This window comes from Nostoc sp. NMS8, assembly GCF_017115045.1.
Lineage (GTDB): Bacteria > Cyanobacteriota > Cyanobacteriia > Cyanobacteriales > Nostocaceae > Nostoc.
In genome coordinates, this window is the sequence record NZ_JABXKK010000129.1 from 11,863 (window position 1) to 32,265 (window position 20,403).

The window sequence follows — 20,403 nt, forward strand, 5'->3', positions numbered from 1 at the left end:
GGTTTGGTTCTAAATTGATAGAAACTTGAGCAAAATTTATCAAACACTAGCTGCCTCTGGAATCGCACCTTGCATTCTCCCGAAAGCATCAATCAAATTCTGCAATTGTTGATCTGCTTTAAAAACTCCTAACCCGCGTACTGTCACTTTCCCTGGAGAATACACAAAGCGGGTTTTGAGATTGTCTGGTAAATTCGCCGCTAACAAATTCCAAGCAGGTTCCTCCATCGGCGTTTCTAAAACGACGTGTTGCTTTTGTTCTGGTTTAATCCGGCTAAATCCGAGTTTTTTCGCTAGCTGTTTGAGTTCCATGACTCGCAAAAGTTGATTTGCAGGGATGGGTAAAGTACCATAGCGATCGCTCCACTCTGCTGCAATCTGTTTTAATTCTGATTTAGATTTAGCTGTAGCCACCGCTCGGTAAGCACTCATCTTTTGATCCAAATCGGTGATGTAATCTGCTGGAATAAACGCCGTCAGGTTGAGATCAATCTGAGTATCCTCCACTTTCGGAATTTCTTGTCCTCGGATTTCCCGAATTGCTTCTTCTAGCATTTCCATGTATAAATCAAAACCGATGGCATCCATTTGACCGGATTGTTCTGCACCTAGCAAGTTACCCACGCCTCTGATTTCCATGTCGCGCATCGCTAACTGATACCCAGAACCTAGCTGAGTAAATTCTTGAATTGCTCGTAATCTTTGCCGTGCTGCATCAGATAATGCCCGTTGCTTTGGATAAAATAACCAAGCATGAGCTTGAATACCTGCACGTCCCACACGACCGCGTAATTGATACAACTGTGCCAATCCAAAGCGGTGAGCATCTTCAATCAAAATCGTGTTGACTCGCGGAATATCTAAGCCAGATTCAATAATTGTCGTACAAACGAGGATATCTGCATCGCCATTACTGAAAGTGAGCATGGTTGATTCTAACTCGCTTTCATCCATTTGACCGTGGGCGATCGCAAACCTAGCTCCCGGTATTACTTCTCGCAAATTGGCTGTTGTCTCTTCAATTCCGTCTACTCGTGGAACTACATAAAATACTTGTCCCCCTCTGTCTAATTCTTGACGAATTGCTGTGCGGATGCTTTCGGAATTAATCGGTGACAAATGGGTTTTAATCGGTCGTCTAGTTGGGGGCGGTGTGGTAATCAAACTCATTTCCCGAATTCCCGACAAGGACATATACAAAGTTCGGGGAATGGGAGTAGCTGAGAGTGTAAGCACGTCCACCTGAGTTTTCAAGCTTTTAATTTTCTCTTTCTGGTTTACCCCAAACCTCTGTTCTTCATCTACTACCAACAGTCCTAAATCGCGGAATGACACGCCTTTACCTAAAAGTTGATGTGTACCAACTACTACATCTAATTCACCCGTTGCCAATCGCTTTTGAATATCGCGGCGTTCTTCAGCCGAACGAAAACGGTTGAGCAAACCGACATTTACCGGGTAGGGAGCAAAACGTTCTTTGAGTGTATGGTAATGCTGCTGTGTTAAAATTGTCGTTGGCGCAAGGAGTGCCACTTGTTTACCGGCGGTGACTGCTTTAAAAACAGCACGAATCGCCACTTCCGTCTTCCCAAAACCGACATCGCCACAAACTAAGCGATCCATTGGGCGATCGCTTTCCATGTCGCGTTTTACATCTTGAACAGCTTTAAGCTGATCCGTCGTGGGTTGGTAGGGAAAAGAATCTTCCAATTCCTCCTGCCAAGGCATATCACCCGGAAAGCTAAAACCTTGTTGTTGCGATCGCGCTGCATACAGTTTCAACAAGTCCACCGCCAATTTTCTAATCGCTTTGCGGACTTTATTCTTGGTATTTTCCCAAGCTTTACCGGTCATCCGATTGAGTTCCGGTGCTTTATCACCTGCGGCGCGGAACCGGGATAAAGCACCTACTTGATCGGCTGCGACTCTTAATAACCCATCAGCATACTGCACCACCAAATAATCACGGGTTTCATTATTAATCGTCAAACTTTCCAGCTTGACAAATTTACCAACACCATGATTTCTGTGAACCACATAATCGCCTGGACGCAGCTTATTGGGATCGACTTGCTTAGAAGTAGCTTTGTGGCGCTTGCGGATATAGCCGGGAGTCGCTAAGGAATGCTGCCCAAAAAATTCCCGATCTGTCACGATTACCAATCGGTACGTAGGCAGGATAAAACCTTCTAGTTCCGCAAGACCAGAATATTTTAAGGCTATGGGAATATGGTTAATTTGCAGCTTATCTATCGCTTGGTAGTCGCGGGGATTGGGGATAAATTGAGCCGGACAATCATGTTCTTGCAAGAGCGAGACAGAACGGGAAGGTTGAGCAGAAAGCAGCCAGATCGAGAAATTGCGATCGCGTTCTTGGCGGATGGTTTCAGCTAGTTTAGCAAACTGGTGTGGCGTGGCTGGAACAGGACGGCAGGCAAGATTGATCCCACTATTTTCCTCCGACAGTTCCGATAAATATAATGTTTTAAACTTGGCAACATCAGCCAAACACTCATCAAACGAACGGTGGATTTTCGGCAATGTTAGGGGAGTAGATTCTTCCCCATGCCCAATACTCCATTGTTCTTCCGCATTTTCTACCCAGCGATCGCTATGAGCATGACACTGTTCTGGCTCATCAATGGCAATCAAGGTATTTTCTGCTAAGTAGTTTAGCAGAGATGCTGGTTGCTCGAACGCTAACCCCAAAAAGCGACGACTACCTTCAATCAGCGATGAGTGCTGAGTGTTGGGTGCTGAGTTAAATTCTGACTCAGCACTCAGCACTCGAAACTCAACACTATTCTTCAGTGCTGCCATCACCACAGGAGTAAAGCTAGTGGGGGTAAGAATTATCTGGTCAACTTTGTCGAGGGCAGAACGTTGGGTTGCTGGGTCAAATTCCCGCATTTGCTCGATTTCATCACCAAACCATTCCAACCTGACTGGAAACTCAGAGGAAACTGGGTACACATCAACAATATCGCCCCGTCGGCTCCACTGTCCTTCTGTTTCTACCAAAGGAACTCGTTCGTACCCCAAAATAGTTATTTTCTCACTGAAGGCATTCAGGTCTAATTCCATCCCTTTTTTCAGGGTAAGACAGAATTGTTGAAAAGCTTCTGGCGGAGGTAAATGAGGTTGCAGCGCCCCTTGAGTAGCCACAATCGCTAAAGGTCGCTTCGCTCCGGGATTGGGGATTGGGAATTGCGGATTGGGAACAGACAAGGGAGTAACTTTTTCAATAATTCCCTCTTGTCCTCCTTGTCCCCCCAGTCCCCAGTCCCCAGTCCCTAGTCCCCTATCCCTCATGCCCAAATCTGCCAATACCTGCATTTGCCCCCAACTCATCTCAGTTTCCGGGTCAAAAGGTTCGTAGGGAGAAGCCTCGGAGGTGGGGTAAAAATGTACTGTTTGCCATCCCATTGCCTCCAATTGTGCGTAAACGCGTCCAGCTTCTTCCAGAGTGGCGCAAACCACGAATAAATCCTTGCCCTGAGCCTGTGCTAATGCCGAAGCTACTAGAGCCTTGGGTAGTCGGGGAATACCATTTAACCGCAATTCTTGTTGTCGATTCAGTTTAGAAATAAATTCAGTAGTGAGCGACGATCGGCCTAAGGCACGCACAATAGAAGAAAATGACATAAGTACTACTAGCGATGGGAGTCTTTGTGGGTCAGCAAATTTTGAGGCAGTTTATGTCAACCATTTTAAAAGTGTTAACAGCTTTGTTATCCCTTCGGTGGAAGAATAATGCACGGCGACTAATAAACTTAAGAACTATAACTATTACTTTGTGTATAGTCAAAGCATTTATCGAAGCACCTTTAATACTAGATACTAGGGATTGAGCTACGTTCGCTCTGATAAACCGCAATTTTAAACATGTCCTCCATAACTTTTGAAATTTTAATCATTTTGGTGCTAATTATTGCCAATGGCGTGTTTTCTATGTCTGAGATGGCGATCGTCTCGGCACGGAAAGTTAGGCTACAGCAGCTTGCCAATCAAGGAGATATCAAGGCAAAGGCAGCATTGAAACTAGCTGAGTCTCCAAATCATTTCCTGTCAACCGTTCAAGTGGGTATTTCCCTGATCGGTATTCTGACTGGTGCTTTCGGAGGAGCAACAATTGCTGCTCGACTGGCAATCTATGTGCGGCTTGTCCCCTTGTTAGCACCTTATAGTGAACCGATATCCTTTGGAATAGTGGTTTTGCTCATTACCTATTTCTCACTCATTGTTGGCGAATTGGTACCGAAGCGTCTGGCGTTAAATAACCCAGAAAGGATTGCCTCGATTGTAGCGATTCCGATGCAAGCTTTGGCGGCGATCGGTTCTCCTGTAGTCTTTCTATTAAGTGCTTCTACAGATTTGATCCTGCGATTACTGGGAATTACAGCTTCTACCGAGCCGCAAGTCACCGAAGAAGAAATTAAAATTTTAATTGAGCAAGGGACTGAGGCGGGAACTTTTGAGGAAGCTGAACAGGATATGGTAGAGCGAGTCTTTCGTTTAGGCGATCGCGCTGTCAGCTATTTAATGACACCCCGTCCCGATATTGTTTGGCTAGATTTAGATGACTCTGCCGAAGAAAATCGCCAAAAAATGGTTGATAGTGCCTATTCTCGGTATCCAGTTTGTCAGGGAGGACTTGACAATGTGCTGGGTGTTATCCCTGTCACCGATTTATTAGCCAGAAGTTTCCGAGGGGAACCTCTAGACTTGACAATCGGATTGCGACAGCCTGTATTTGTGCCAGAAAGCACTCGTGGCTTGAAAGTTTTAGAATTGTTTAAGCAAACCATCACTCACATGGCGCTAGTAGTTGATGAATACGGCGTGATTCAAGGATTAGTCACTCTCAATGACATCATGAGCGAAATCGTCGGTGATGTTCCTTCCACAGATGGACAGGATCAACCACAAGCTGTCCAACGCGAAGATGGTTCCTGGCTTTTGGATGGGATGTTGCCTGTAGAGGAGTTTTTGGAACTTTTCGGTATGGAAGAGTGGGAATCTGAGGAACGCGGCAGTTATCAAACCTTAGGTGGTTTTGTGATCACCCATTTAGGTCGTATTCCTGCCGCAGCAGACCATTTTGAATGGCAAAGTATGCGAATTGAAGTGATGGATATGGATGGTAATCGCGTTGATAAGGTGCTAGTCGTACCTAAGGCAGGTAAATCAGCAGATACGAAAAAATCTGATTAGGATTGGGGATTTGGCATTGGGGATTGGGCATTGGGCATTGATAATTATTGTTTACTATTTCCCATAGGCCATAATAACCAATGACCTATTTATGCAATTTATCAAGTGCGAGATAGACGTTTAACCGCTTCACCCGCCAACAACTGATGAGCTTGTTCTAGAAGTTGGGGGATTTTGTCGGCGTGAGGATTGCGGGCGATCGATTGCCGTAAGTCTAATTCGTCTAGCCGATCGGCTTTGTTGCCGGGGAACCAGTGACCGCCATTACCAAGCAGGTTATAACGCATTTTAGCGTACTCTACCAGATCGTAGGCGATCGCTAAATTCCGCAGCCACAAAATCACCCGAATATTTACCTCACCAGGGGTTTGGTCAAAGGTTGGTAGATTTGTTTCCCAGAATTTTACCCAATCTTCTCCCAAAGTCGCGATCGCTTCTGATTCCAACCTTGCTAAAATTGGTGGCAAAATTTCTGATGCCCGATCGATTAATTCTAAAGTCTTCAGGTGTTCATCAAAATCTTGTGGTTTTGCTGCTCCTATGCTTAGGGTATGTACATCTTGATGACTCAAACAAAATAAATCATTAAACACCATCGGACTCAACGGGGCGCAAAGATTTACTAATTTTTGTGGGGGTTCATACAACAAACCGCCTTTATTAGATGGGCTAATAATAAACACCCCCATATCGTGGCGTTTAGCTGCTTCAATTGCTGCCCAATTCCATTGATTAATGTAGTACCAGTGCAGATTCACATAATCAAATTGATTGGTATTAATTGTTTGCACAATTAACTCTGTTGAACCATGTGTGGAAAAGCCAATAAATCTAACTTTTCCCTCTGCTTGCAACTGCTGCGCTACTTCCAAACAGCCACCGGGACGGATGCTGTCATCTAACGACTCAGGATGATTGATACCGTGCAACCCTAAAAGGTCAACATAATCTAGTTGGAGATTTCGCAATGATTGTTCAAATGTCTCACGGAATTCTTTCGCATCTGCCTTTGGGCTGATTTTGGTCTGAACAATCAATTTTTCGCGGGGAAACTTGGGTAATATTCTCCCCAATTGCATTTCAGAAGTGCCATAACCACGGGCAGTTTCAATATGATTAATTCCAACCTCAACCGCCCTTTTAATCGTCGCTTCTAGATTCGCCTGGTTATCAGCAGGAATTTCATGATTGGGAACATCCTCCCATTTGAACTGATATCTCATGCCACCGCAGGAAAACACTGGCATCTGTAATTCGGTGCGTCCAAATCGTCTATATAACATGAGTGGATTGTGAATTGTTTAGCTACTTAAAATTTGAAAACGACAGTCATTCGAGTTTTCAGTGCCACAATCATTTCCTCTGTTCAATTTGTGACACTAGCAAGATTCATCCCATTATTAAATCGGTCAAGCCTTTTGCTTATTAGAGTGTAACCAGTATTCCAGTTCCAGAGAGTAATTATCTCACCCAATAGCACAATATCAGATAAGCTTTTTCCCCCCTGTATCCCCTACCTGCCTCAACGGATAAATTTCTTAACCCAAGCGTATTGCCCTATAGCAATTTTATCTGATTTATAAAAATTGCAAGGCTGGGATGCTCGACTTCTCTAAAAAGTTGAGCATCCCAGCAGTTTTGAGTTGTGAGGAGGTGGCAGGTTGTCAGATACCCTTCTTAATTCTTTAGGGACTGCGCCTGGGTTAAGCAATTTTTCAATATTTCGGCTAACACTTGTACGTTGGGTTCATTAAGTAGGTCAAAATGAGATCCAGGGACGTAATGGATATCTAATCCTCCAGCCACCAGTTCGCCCCAGCCAAATTGTGGATCGTATCGTGTACCTATCGCTTCGTCCCGATTTTCATCTTCTGTCCGCAAAAGGATAGCTTGACCAGCATAAGGTGAAAATATATATTCACTGCCCGCTTGCATATTAGCATCTACGCTTTTTAAATGCTTGTCAGTTTCAGGTAAATTAAGTACCTCTTCCAAGTAACGGTTATATGTATTTTGGAGATGCTGTTTACGCCAATAGCTCCATCTCACAATTTTTTGCCAAAGATAGATAGGCCCTTGTTTAACTATATTATTTAAATGCAAAAAGACTCGTTTGAAAAATGGCGATCGCCAGCTATAACCTAAACGACAACTATCAAACAGAACCAGAATGCCAACTTGCTCGCCTTGCTTTTGGAGTTGTTGAGCCATCTCGAAGGCAACTACACCTCCAAAAGAGTAACCTCCCAGAAAATAAGGGCCATTGGGCTGAAGAGTCTTGATTTCTTGAATATAGTGAGTTGCCATGTCTTCAACTCGCGTATGGAAAGGCTGTTTTCCATCTAGCCCTTGTGGCTGTAGTCCGTAAAATGGTTGCTCTGAACCCAGATGCAGTGCCAGTTCACGGAAACACAAGACTTCCCCACCCAGCCCGTGAATACAGTAAAAAGGTGGCTGGGAACCGTTGGGTTGAATTTCTACCAAGGATGACCAGTTAGATTTTGATTTGTCTAAGGTATTTACTATAGCCTTGTTTGTTACTGCTATTTCTTCTTTGGAGATTATTTTGGCTAGAGCCTCTACAGTACTTGATTGGAACAGAATGGCAAGAGGCAGATTTTTACTAAACGTCTTCTCAATTTGCCAAAACAGTTTTACTGCTAGTATGGAATGTCCTCCAAGCTCAAAGAAGTTATCTTTGACACCGATAGGCTGGACATCTAAAATTTGTTCCCAAATTTTGGTTAGTTGCAATTCTAATTCATCACGGGGCGCAACGTAGGTGTTTTCAGAATCAAGCCTTGTTGAGTCTGGTGCTGGTAAAGCGCTGCGGTCGATTTTGCCGTTGGGGGTTAGGGGTAAGGTTTCTAGTAAAACGAAAGCACTAGGCACCATATATTCTGGTAGTTGCTCTTTGAGGAAATGGCGCAGTTCGTCTATATTTGGTGTTTGTTCTGGGTGAGGAACGATGTAGGCGACTAGTCGCTGGTTTTCGGGATGATCGACTCTCGCTGTTACGACGGTTTGCTGTATGTTAGGGTGCTGTGCCAGCAAGGCTTCGATTTCTCCAAGTTCGATACGAAAACCACGAATTTTTACCTGATGATCGATTCTACCGATGTATTCAATATTGCCATCGGAAAGGTAACGGGCTAAGTCTCCAGTTTTGTAAAGTTTTTCACCTTCGTTAAAGGGATGGGAAATAAATCGCTCGGCTGTTAAGTCTGGACGGTTCAGATAGCCTTTGGCAACTCCAATACCACCAATATAAAGTTCGCCGATCGCACCCAATGGAACTGGTTGAAGATGGGAGTCGAGGATATAAAGTTGAGTGTTGGCGATCGCTCTGCCAATCGGTACACTTTTTAAATTACTCTCTCTTTGACACTGCCAAAATGTGACATCAATTGCTGCTTCGGTAGGGCCATAGAGGTTATGTAGTTCACATCCCATCGGCTCAAAAAACCGCTCCTGGAGGTCAATGGGTAAAGCTTCTCCACTACAAAACACCCGTTTTAGAGATTTGCAACCTTCTAGACCTTTGGTTTCTAGAAATATCTGCAACATGGAGGGTACAAAGTGCAGTGTTGTAATTTCCTCTTGGGCGATGGTGTTGATTAAGTAAGCTGCATCTCGCTGTCCACCAGGTTTAGCCATCACTAAACGCGCCCCTGTCAATAGGGGCCAGAAAAACTCCCAAACTGAAACGTCAAAACTAAAAGGCGTTTTTTGCAGAACGTGATCGCTTCCAGTTAGCTTGTAAGCGTCTTGCATCCATATTAAGCGATTGCAAATTCCCCGATGGGTGTTCATCGCGCCCTTGGGTTTGCCAGTAGAACCAGAGGTGTAAATTACATAAGCTAAATCTAGAGGCTGAACGCTGGAATTGGGATTGCAATTACTTTGTTGTGAGATTGTTTCCCAATCGGTATCCAGACAAACTTTCTGGCTACTTGTAGGCAGACGCTCGACTAAATCTCTTTGGGTTAACAGCACCGCAGGTTGACAATCGCCTAGCATATATGCTAAACGCTCTTGAGGATATTCGGGATCGAGAGGTACATAAGCGCCGCCAGCTTTAAGAATCCCTAACAGTCCGACAACCATTTCTAAGGAACGCTCAACACAAATGGCTACTAATACATTTGGCTGGACTCCACAAGTTTGCAAGTAGTGTGCTAATTGGTTGGCACGACTATTTAGTTCACTGTAAGTAAGGTGCTTATCTGCAAATTTTACAGCGATCACATCTGGTGTTTTCTCTACCTGCGCTTCTAATAACTGGTGCAGACATTCAGATAAATCGTAGTCAGTTTGGGTATCATTCCACTCTATTAGTAGCTGATGCTGTTCGGCTGCTGTTAACAGAGGCAAATCGGCAATATGCTGTTCTGTGTTGGCGACGATGCCTTCAAGTAAAGTTTGGAAATGCCCTACCATTCTAGCGATCGTTGTCGCATCAAATAAATCTGTGTTGTACTCAATTCCACCTTTGATACCCTCTGAAGTTTCTTCTAAATCGAGGGTAAGCTCAAACTTGGCTGCACCGCTATGGATTTCTAGTGGGGTAATGTTCAATCCCGGAAGTTCCCAAAGTTCCCTTGGGGTATTGTGGAAGGCAAACATTACCTGAAATAACGGTGAATGGCTCAGATTTCGTTCTGGCTGTAGTGCTTCTACTAGCTTCTCGAAGGGTAGGTGTTGGTGGGAGTATGCTCCTAATGTTACTTCTCGAACTTGACTAAGTAACTGCCGGAAACTTGGGTTGCCGGAAAGGTTAGTGCGTATGGCTAGGGTATTGACAAAGAACCCAATCAACCCTTCGGTTTCAACTTGGTTGCGGCCAGCAATGGGAGAACCGATGAGAATATCTTCTTGCCCAGTGTAACGATGCAGTGTTGTCCCAAAAGCCGCCAGCAATGTCATAAATAAAGTGACGCCCTCCCGACGAGAGAGTTCTTTGAGCGCTGCACTCAAGGACTGGGGTAAAATCAGGGATTGCACTGCTCCCTGGTAAGTTTGGATTGGGGGTCGTGGTCGGTCGGTTGGTAATTCTAATACAGTTTTGGCATCTGCTAACTGGGTTTTCCAGTAGTTGATTTGGTCTGAGAGTATTTCACCCGATAGCCATTGGTGTTGCCAAACAGCAAAATCAGCATACTGAATAGGCAATTTTACCAGGGGCGAAGGCTTACCGCTCAAAAAGGCTTGATAAATGGCTGCTAACTGCTGCCAAAGAATACCTATTGACCAGCCATCTGACGCAATGTGGTGCATGACCAACAAAAGTATATGCTCCTCTTGGTCTATTTGGAGCAAGGTAGCTCGCAGCATCAAGTCGGTTTCTAAGTCGAAGGGGCGTTGCGCCTCTTGCTTAAGGAAATATTCTACTTGCTCTTGTGTTACCTTAATTACCTTCAGTTCCACTGACCGAGGCGTGCGAATTACTTGTATGGGGCTACCATCAAGTGATGTAATAAAGTTGGTTCGTAGTGCCTCGTGATGCATAGCGATCGCATCTAGTGACTGTTGCAATACTCCCGTATTTAAGTTACCCTTTAACCTCTGTGCATTGGAAACGATATATGCGCGGCTGTTGGGTTGCAACTGTTGCAAAAACCACACTCGCTGCTGGGCAAAGGATAAAGGGGCTGAGTCTCGGTTGGCTATTTGGGGAATAGTCTGATTTTGAAGATTATTTTTTTGAGTCTGGTTTTGGGCAATTGCTTCAGCTAAAGTAGCGATCGTTGGATTTTCAAATAAGAGTTGCAACGGTATTTCTACTTGAAAGGCTTGGCGAACCCTAGACATCACTTGAGTGGCCAGCAGTGAATGACCTCCCAATTCAAAAAAATTGTCGTATATGCCTACTTGTTCCCGACGCAAAACTTTCGCCCAGATGGTAGCTAAGACTTCTTCTGTGGAATTCTGAGGTGGAACAAAGTTAGTTGACAGCCTAATATCAGATGTATCCGGCGCAGGCAAGGCGCGGCGGTCTATTTTACCGTTAGGATTTAGTGGTAGGGTGTCCAAAAATACAAAGAAACTAGGTACCATATATTCAGGTAGCTGTCCTTGCAAAAAGCGCCGCAATTCTACCTGACTAGGGATTTGCTCTGGACTGGCAACAATATATGCCACAAGTTGCTTATCCCCAGTCACATCCTCTCTAGCTATAACTAAAGTCTGCGTTAGTGCCGGATGTTGACCTAATACGGTTTCAATTTCTCCTAATTCAATTCGGAAGCCACGTATTTTCACTTGGTGGTCAATGCGACCAAGAAACTCGATATTACCATCGCTCAAATAACGTGCCAAATCCCCAGTTTTGTAGAGGCGTGCCCCAGGTTCAGAGCTAAAAGGGTCGAAAATGAATTTATCTATGGTTAATTCTGAACGGTTGAGATAGCCTCGCGCTAAACCAATACCGCCAATATGCAGTTCGCCTGATTCACCAACAGCTACAGGTTGTAAGTTTTCATTGAGGATGTGAATCTCTGCATTCGTAATGGGGCGACCAATGGGAGCAATTGCATAATCAGTTCCGCGCTGGCAAGTCCAGAAAGTGGTATCAATAGAAGCTTCTGTCGGGCCGTAACAATTATGCAGAACATTGTCCAAATTCAGTTGGGCGAAAAAGCGTTCTAGGAGTTCGCCAGGTAAAGCTTCACCACCACAAATGATATGTCTGAGGAATCGGCAATTCTCAATTCCCTTCTCTTCTAATAAGACACGCAGTATAGAGGGTACTAAGGCCAGGACGGTAATTTGCTGCTCAGTAATGACTTTTACAATGTAGGCAGTGTCTTGATGTCCAGCAGGGCGAGCCATGAACAATTGCCCTCCAAAGCACAATGGCCAAAATATCTGCCACACGGAGGGGTCGAAACTAAAAGAAATAGTTAATAAAACTTTGTCTGCTTGAGTTAATCCAAAGGTTGTTTGCTTCCAGTGGAGTTGATTGCAGATACCACGGTGAGGAATCATTACACCCTTGGGCTGTCCTGTAGAGCCAGATGTGTAAATGACGTAGATGAGATTATCAGCCGTCGTCTCATTGACAGGATTTTCTTGACTGTTTTGGATATTCCCTTGCCAGTTTGAGTCTAGACAAACTATTTGCGCCTGATGCGGTGGTAGATTATTGAGAAATTTTTCTTGGGTTAACAACACTGGTGTCTGCGTGTCTTCCAAGATAAAGGCTAAACGTTCTGAGGGATAGGCTGGGTCTAAAGGTACATAAGCGCCTCCAGCTTTGAGAATACCCAGTAGACCTACGATCATCTCCAAGGAGCGCTCCACGCAAATGCCTACAAGTACTTCAGGGCCAACGCCTAAAGCACGCAAGTGGTGCGCTAGTTGGTTTGCCCGTTGATTTAATTGCCGATAAGTAAGTTGTGTATTTTCACATACTACAGCAATTGCTTGGGGCGATCGCTCTACCTGCATCTCAAACATTTGGTGGATGCAGAGATCCTGACGATGAGTTACTTGGGTATCATTCCATTCTTTGAAGACTTGAGTGCCGATGATGTTAGTTTTTGTTAAGGTATTTAACGGAATATTTTGCTTATAATCTGAAATCTGGTTATTTATCTGCATTTTCTATATATCAACTCCATCAGGAAATGGCATTTTTTATTTAATTTATTATTTATTATATATTTGGGCTTATAGAAAGTTATATTTAGCTCGGCAAATTAACATCCTCAAAGAGCAAGTTTTATTTATATAAACAAAACATAACTAACCTTAAAACGTTATGCTACCAACAGTTTGACTTCCACCAAGAACAAAGATTATGAGTTGCGATACCCAGGTTAATAAATATACATCCTCAAATAAAATCCCTAATTTTGCATTATCACATTGTTGACTTACAGCCAGAAAACAGCAATTTCCTACAGCTTTATACTTAAGCTAACAAGTTTTTCTCATTATTTTCATTAATTTAAATAGGTATACAACCAACAAGACTCTATCCTTTTCTACGAAAAATTGCTGAAGAAAAAATTAATTATTACCAAATCTTCATTGTGTTTGTTCCTATGTAAAAGTTATATAAAGTCATGATTATAATTTTGCTTAAGCAATTAAGTAAGTAGCCAATAGGTATAATAGACTGGAGACACCAAAAAACATAACATAGCTACTGGCATCGGGGATTAGATATCAGTGATTTTTTAGTTAGCACCCAGCAACAAGTCCTTTCTTAAAGCAAATCTAAAATTTAATCTAGGGACAAAAAAATCTATCAAAAACGACTCTCTCTCAGGATGTAAAATGACTACAAGGCATATATGACAACGCTCATAGATATCATAGATCAATTATTAATTAGAATTTTTTTCAATAATTTGTTACCAATTATTTAGATATCCTCATGAAGATAACCCAAATTCAACGACAATGTTCACATTATGTAAATTTTTGCAACAAAAATCAAAATTTTGATCCATTTTGTTGTATGTTGTCGATGTAAGTTTTGTAAATCAGTAATTATGCGTAAGCAAACAAGAAAATTTCTAAGCAAAACCGAATTAGTCTAGCTAAACATGCTACAGTGATTTGTAAAGAGATATGAATGAGTATCTCTAATAGAAAAATTAATCTGCAATAAAAGTCTAGTAAGCAAGTCTAACTATTTATTACACGCCTTAAAAATTCTAATTAATATTTCTACCTGACTTGTTTGATTACTAAGTTAATGTCGGGAGTTTTATTTAACTATAAGTTAATTCAACAATAAGTTCTTTTCTTGGCATCAAAGCTCAATATTTACGGGCTAAACTAGGCGCTAATTATCAAAAAAAGTTAAGCATTCGGGTAGTAGCTAAAAGAAGAAAGACCAACCCTAGAATACGCTTTTGATCAAAAAATTAAAGTTACTCTGAAGAAAATCGTTAATTGTAAACTATAAATGACAGGCTTCTTTGAGAGAAAAATGCGAGATACCCCACTTGTATATATAGGTTTCCATCAAATTTTAACTTTTAACTACACCAAGTTTTATTAACTATGAGTAATCAAAGCATTGCAACAAATAAATTGAGTGAAGTACCTTTAGATTTACGCGCATCTGCATTTGTAACGGTACGTAAAGGTTCATGGTGGTTGAGATTAACAACATTATTTTTGGTAGACTATGCTCTTTTATCATTAGCTTGGATTTTAGCTGGATATCAATATTATGAGCATTTGACTTGGTATATACCTAGTCATTATTTACCAATCTTAATAACTATTGGGATTCAAATAGCCTCATTAGCTGTCCAAGGTATTTATCGAGAAGGTCAAAAACGCTATGACTACTTGAATATTATCAAATCGCTAACTTTTGCTCATGGATTAATACTCCTTGTTTGTTTTTTGTATAAACCAGTTGTTGATATTACACAACCAAGATTAATATTATTATCTTGGTTGCTAAGTATACTATTTATTTGTACTGGTAGATATAGTGTAAATCTTACTCTTGAATATCTCCGCAAGCAGAAAAAAATAGTTCGTTCTTCTGTATTTATTATTTGTGATTCTCAAGATCGTGAGCAGATTGCTAGCTTTATCAAAAAGGAGAAACATTACATAATATCTGGAACTGCGAATGCTAATTCATTAGACAGATATCAACGTCAAAAAACATTGAATCAACTTAATGAATTAGGTGTAACCGAAGTTTTTATATCTTGGGATGCTTTGAAAAATAGAATGTTTTTGTGCTGGTTATTTCAAGCATCTGGTATCCAAGTACATATTTTACCGATGGAATTAAAACCAATTTATAGAAATGTAGAATTTAACAAAATTGGGGGAATGCCTTGCCTGAGTTTAGATTGTCCGATAATTACAGGTAAAGATTTTTGGATAAAGCGTACTTGTGACTTTTGTTTCGCAACTTTATTTGTAATGTTATCATTCCCTGTGTACATAGCTATAGCTGTAGCTATAAAACTGGACTCTCCCGGCACAGTGTTTTATAGACAAACACGTATAGGTTTACATGGGCAACAGTTTAAAGTATGGAAATTCAGAACCATGAGGTCTGATGCGGAAAAATTACAGAAAGAATTAGAAGCTTTAAATGAAACTAAAGATGGGATTATCTTTAAAATTAAAGATGATCCTCGTATTACTAGTGTTGGTAAGTTTCTCCGTCGTTACAGCTTGGATGAGTTACCCCAACTTTTTAATGTTATTCTTGGAGAAATGAGTATAGTAGGGCCTCGACCTTTACCTACGAGAGATGTAGATAAGTTTGCTGAACATCATTTTATTAGACATGAAGTTTTACCTGGCATTACAGGCCTTTGGCAAGTCTCAGGTCGCTCGGATATCTTAGATTTTGAACAAGTTATCAATCTTGATCTTAACTATATTGAAAACTGGTCTCTTGGATTAGATTTTGAAATTCTGCTCAAAACAGTGATGGTAGTTTTGAAAAAAGAAGGTGCCTACTAAGCTAAGGAAAAATAAATTATAGCAAACAGCAATAATTATATATAGTGTTTAGATATTAATATAACTATTGCTGTTTACCGTGAAGTTAAGGTTTTCACTCATTAAATTTATATTTTTCTATTTTCAGTAGTTAACTATTTGCTTAAGGTAATAAAAACCTTTCTTTGTATTCAACACTTCAAATATTTTTAACTTAAGAAAATATTGTGAACAATGTCGTATTCAATGTTTCAATTTATGATAGTCCCAAAAAACTGATTGGATGAATTGTACGCGTAAAAAAAGCTAGAAAAGCTTCTAAAGCTTTATCAGAAAAAGTAAGTCATTATGTTATGAATATTGGTGATTTAAAGCTAATTAGATAAGCTAATTAATAATTAAGAATGTCAGAAAAGTATAAACTAATAAGTAATTCCCTTTCAATGATAGTCAATCGGTTAACACAAAGCATTACAGCCTTTGTATTAACCGCTGGTATTGCTCGTACTCTAGGAGCTGAGGCTTTAGGTCAGTATCTACTAGCATATAGCTACTATTTTATTTTTGTGGGCATTGCTTCACAGGGGCTAAAGACATTGTTTACTAGAGAACTAGCCAATGAATCACAAAAAACATCAGTTTATTTAATTAGTGGTACCTGCTTACAATTAATATTTACTTTTCTGAGTTATGGGGCGTTGGTTATTGTAGTGTTTTTACTTCCCTATAGTTCTAAAACCTCTACAATTTGCTACATTATGGGATTAACCATCATTCCATTTGGACTCTCCAACGTAACAGAGGCAATTTTCCAAGCTAAAGAAAAGATGCATTTGATTGCTATTGCTACAGTCCCAGTGTATGTCTTACGCGTACTAATAATGATCTGGGCAATGCAACTGAATTATGGAATTGAATATCTGGGAGGGATACTGTTTTGTTCGGAAACATTAATTCTGATCGTTGAATGGATTCTGATTACACGGTTCGTCAAAATACAATGGCAAATCGATAGAATTTTTATATGGAATATAATTAGGGGCGCACGGACATTTTTTGCTATTGAAGCAATATCTGTAGTCAGTAGTAGAATTCAAATCTTGATTCTTTCATTGATAGGAAATGAGTTTTTAGTAGGTCTTTTTGGTGGAATATTACAACTATTACAACCTTTTTTAATTATTGCCAACAGTATAACTGTAGCAATGTTCCCCAGACTCTCAAAAGTAGTAGACCAAGGGCGACAAAAGCAGCAGCAAATCACTGAGAACTTCATTGAAATTCTACTAACTATGGGATTACCCTTATTCCTTGGATTGTTATTTTTTGGCGAAGATTTACTTGTTTTTATTTATGACTCTAGCTTTGCTCAAGGAAGTTTAGCTCTTAGTATAACTGCTGTATCACTTCTTTTACTGCCATTCACACGCACACTCTGCTATCTACTTGTAGCCAATCATTTTGAGATAGTCAACCTACGTGAAGTGGTTATTACAACTATATTAGGAAGCTTGGCAGGTGTGGCATTAGTTTCGCAATATCAGCTACTAGGTGCAGCTATAATGGCATTGCTAATGACTATTATTGCCTTCAGTCAGTATGTTTACTTCAGTTATACTCTCCTATTTCCATTAAATTTATGGAGAATTATTCGCCGTCCTGCTGTAATTAGCACTTTAATGCTATCTGTATTTTTAATTTTAAAGAAAGTTAACTTAGACTTTGCATTAACTCTTATTATTTCGACCTCCTCATATATTCTATTTGTTGGTTTTCTCAGTATTTATACTTTAGGCGGAATTGATTTTGTCTTGGAAAAATTTGTAAAAAAAGGATGACAATTTAATCACTAAGCTTGCTTCCAAAATAGCAAAATTTCTAAAACTAAGATAACTAGAGCAATGAATAAGGAATATTTTCAATCAGAAAAACTAATAAACCAAAAATTAACAATGGTAAATGAAAGTAACCAAATAATAGTCAGCGTTGTAATTCCTACACGTAATAGACCACAAATTGTTGCTAGGAGTGTCATAAGTGCATTAGCTCAAACGCTGCAATCAATTGAAGTGATTGTGATTGTAGACGGCCCCGATCAGGAAACAGTCAACGTATTATCTCAAATAACTGATCCAAGATTGAGAGTGATAGAATTATCAAAAAATGTTGGACCATCAGGGGCTAGAAATACTGGAGTGAGAGAAGCTAAAGGCACTTGGATAGCCTTTTTAGATGATGACGATGAATGGCTTCCACAAAAATTAGAGCGTCAACTTGAAGTAGGAAATAGTTCCCATTATGATTTTCCAGTTATCGCTAGTCGTTTCATTGCCCATACTCCAAAAGGTGATTTGATTTGTCCTAGAAGGTTACCTAACCTCTTTGAACCTTTAAGTGAATATCTTTTTGCGCGTAACTCCTTTTTTAAAGGAGAGGGCTGCATACAAACATCAACTATTTTTGTGAAGAAAGAGTTAGTGCAAAAAATTCCTCTAGAAGAAAAGTTTTACAGACATGAGGATTGGGAGTGGTTGCTTAGGGTTAATGCTGTCGAGGGTGTAGGAATAGAGTTCGTGCCTGAGCCTATGGCAATCTGGCATTCAGATATGGGAATCAAGCGTTTAAGCAACATTAACGAATGGCAATATTCCTTGGATTGGATTCGTTCTACCCGCAATTTAGTAACACCAAAGGCTTATTCAGGCTTTATTACAACAATTATTACTCCTTCTGCCTCCTTAGTCGGTGACTGGAAAGCCTTCTTTCCTTTGTTAGGGGAATCTATACGCTGGGGCAATCCCCGACCCATTGATATACTCTTGTACTTAACTATGTGGCTGTTCCCTCAGCAACTCAGGCAGCAAATTCGCTCTGTTTTCCTCAAGAAGCCCAAAATATAGGAGACTGTTTATAAAAAGAAGGCGGAAGATAAGAATAATGACAAAAAACCTTAAAGCGTGAATTTAAAGTCTCCCAAAAAAATAATTCTAGAGATGAGTATAGCGCCATATACAAAGCCTCTTTGGTTAAATTTACAGTTTTTAAGTGTATATTATCTCTGCCTTCGATCTTCATAAAGAATAAATATCAATCTTAAAAATACAGCGAACTCGTAAAAAGTGAATGCCTTAGACGAGTTAGTTGACTATAAACAAAGACGGGTATTAGTTCCACTTGGTGATGTCGGCGTTATAGCTGATGCTATAATTTATTTATTAAGTGATAGCTTGCAACATTATAGTATTAGCTTTCTGTCAGGAAGATTCTAATTGCTGAAATATTGCCGTTCAGACAGGCAATATTTTTCACGAAGATATAAATAGGGAAAATTAAGGTTCTAGTTAATTTATGAAAATATGAAAAAACTGCTAATTTTTGCTGAATATGGATTCACTACTTTAACGTTGCTGATGTATTCAGGTGCTATCTTCACTCTTATCCTTTCAGGAGGAGCACTACAGCAGGAACAGGTACAATATGATAGTTCCTTGATTCGGATTATTTTTTTCTTAATTTATGTAATTACATTTTTACTACTGGTTTTGCGTTGGAAGAAAACTCTATATGTATTGAGTAAAGGACTCTGGGTTTATCCAATATTCATATTGGCAGCTGTTTCTATTATTTGGTCTGCTGAACCATCAACAACATTAAAAAATAGTTTTACTCTCATTAATTCCAGCTTGTTTGGCGTTTATTTTACCTCGCGATATAGCCTAAAACAGCAATTCCATTTATTAGCTTGGGTTTTTGGAATTATTATAATACTCAGTGTTTTTTTTGCTATAGCTTTACCTCAATATGGGATACAGTCTGACGCAGGAAAGTGGCGTGGAGTATTCACTCACAAAAACGGTCTAGGGGCAAGGATGGTTACTAGTAGTATCGTTTTTTTAATCCTTGGTTATCAAAGTAGAAGATATAATTGGCTTTTCTGGGGTGGGTTTAGCTTGTCAATACTGCTATTAATACTTGCTGGTTCAAGTTCATCAATAGTAAATCTAGTAATTTTAATATTTGCATTTTTCGCTTTTCAAATTTGGCGATGGTCGTACTCTATCATGATACCAACCCTAATGATAATGGCTATCATAAGTCAAATTTTATATCTTTGGTTATCGAATGGTGCTGATGTCGTGTTTGCTTCACTTGGTAAAGATTCAACACTAACGGGTCGAACAGAGCTGTGGCCACTAGTGATTGATATGATTTGGAAACGTCCTTGGCTTGGTTATGGTTATGGTGGATTCTGGCAAGGATGGGATGGTGAGTCTGCCTATATTTGGCTGAATGCAGGATGGCTGGCACCTCACGCCCACAATGGTTATCTTGCTATTTGCCTTGATTTAGGTTTTTTAGGATTGGGGGTATTCTTGTTAGGATTTTGGCGTACTTATCTGCAAGGATTGACTTGGATGCGTGGCAATAAAACGGCATTAGATATATGGCCACTTATACATATGACATATATAGCCTTAGCTAGCCTTACTGAATCTGCTTTACTGGAATCAAATAGCTTAAATTGGATTCTCTATGTAGCATTATCTTTCTCAGTGAGAATGACACATGAAACAAGAAGAATAAATGCAAAAAAACAAGCTACAGCATACAATTTATAAGTTGTTAAAGCGTTCTAAAATAATTTTTTTGGTCATAATCCCGAACCATATCAAAACCGCTATATGCTTGAGAAAAATATTTTAGCCCGATAAGATTGAAAAATAATAAGCTTTTGATAATAAATGTGTTTAG

At 40.3% G+C, this 20,403-nt stretch carries 8 protein-coding genes; 5 read left to right on the plus strand and 3 right to left on the minus strand.

Annotation, left to right across the window (positions count from 1 at the left end):
- Positions 1-39: 39 nt before the first annotated feature.
- On the minus strand, positions 40-3,645 hold the full coding sequence (gene mfd / locus HWQ39_RS33930) for a transcription-repair coupling factor (protein WP_292854667.1): 3,606 nt from the start codon (positions 3,643-3,645) through the stop codon (positions 40-42).
- Positions 3,646-3,885: 240 nt separating this feature from the next.
- Between mfd and HWQ39_RS33935 the strand changes: the two genes are divergently transcribed.
- The gene (locus HWQ39_RS33935; RefSeq protein ID WP_292854670.1) at positions 3,886-5,214 is read left to right on the plus strand and encodes a hemolysin family protein; all 1,329 of its coding nucleotides are present in this window, start codon (positions 3,886-3,888) and stop codon (positions 5,212-5,214) included.
- Between the two features lie 101 nt (positions 5,215-5,315).
- Here HWQ39_RS33935 and HWQ39_RS33940 read toward each other — a convergent pair whose 3' ends face one another.
- The gene (locus tag HWQ39_RS33940) at positions 5,316-6,497 is read right to left on the minus strand and encodes an aldo/keto reductase (RefSeq protein ID WP_292854673.1); all 1,182 of its coding nucleotides are present in this window, start codon (positions 6,495-6,497) and stop codon (positions 5,316-5,318) included.
- 394 nt (positions 6,498-6,891) lie between these two features.
- Positions 6,892-12,816, minus strand: a complete 5,925-nt coding sequence (locus tag HWQ39_RS33945; RefSeq protein ID WP_292854675.1) for a non-ribosomal peptide synthetase — start codon at positions 12,814-12,816, stop codon at positions 6,892-6,894.
- 1,416 nt (positions 12,817-14,232) lie between these two features.
- Here HWQ39_RS33945 and HWQ39_RS33950 point away from each other — a divergent pair.
- The 4 genes from HWQ39_RS33950 (at position 14,233) to HWQ39_RS33965 (ending at position 20,270) form a co-directional block, all read left to right on the plus strand.
- Positions 14,233-15,672, plus strand: a complete 1,440-nt coding sequence (locus HWQ39_RS33950; protein WP_292854677.1) for a sugar transferase — start codon at positions 14,233-14,235, stop codon at positions 15,670-15,672.
- Positions 15,673-16,055: 383 nt separating this feature from the next.
- A complete protein-coding gene (locus HWQ39_RS33955) occupies positions 16,056-17,489 on the plus strand; it encodes an oligosaccharide flippase family protein (protein WP_292854680.1) in 1,434 nt (477 codons plus the stop codon).
- Positions 17,490-17,552: 63 nt separating this feature from the next.
- Positions 17,553-18,551 carry a glycosyltransferase family 2 protein gene (locus HWQ39_RS33960; protein WP_292854683.1) on the plus strand — a complete coding sequence of 333 codons (999 nt, stop codon included), beginning with the start codon at positions 17,553-17,555 and terminating at the stop codon, positions 18,549-18,551.
- 456 nt (positions 18,552-19,007) lie between these two features.
- Positions 19,008-20,270, plus strand: a complete 1,263-nt coding sequence (locus tag HWQ39_RS33965; RefSeq protein WP_292854685.1) for an O-antigen ligase — start codon at positions 19,008-19,010, stop codon at positions 20,268-20,270.
- Positions 20,271-20,403: the final 133 nt, after the last annotated feature.

Coding starts and splice junctions, on each gene's coding strand:
- HWQ39_RS33965 (WP_292854685.1), top strand. CDS start 19,008: ATGAAAAAACTGCTAATTTTTGCTGAATATGGATTCACTACTTTAACG.
- HWQ39_RS33950 (WP_292854677.1), top strand. CDS start 14,233: ATGAGTAATCAAAGCATTGCAACAAATAAATTGAGTGAAGTACCTTTA.
- HWQ39_RS33935 (WP_292854670.1), top strand. CDS start 3,886: ATGTCCTCCATAACTTTTGAAATTTTAATCATTTTGGTGCTAATTATT.
- HWQ39_RS33945 (WP_292854675.1), bottom strand. CDS start 12,816: ATGCAGATAAATAACCAGATTTCAGATTATAAGCAAAATATTCCGTTA.
- HWQ39_RS33960 (WP_292854683.1), top strand. CDS start 17,553: ATGAATAAGGAATATTTTCAATCAGAAAAACTAATAAACCAAAAATTA.
- mfd (WP_292854667.1), bottom strand. CDS start 3,645: ATGTCATTTTCTTCTATTGTGCGTGCCTTAGGCCGATCGTCGCTCACT.
- HWQ39_RS33940 (WP_292854673.1), bottom strand. CDS start 6,497: ATGTTATATAGACGATTTGGACGCACCGAATTACAGATGCCAGTGTTT.
- HWQ39_RS33955 (WP_292854680.1), top strand. CDS start 16,056: ATGTCAGAAAAGTATAAACTAATAAGTAATTCCCTTTCAATGATAGTC.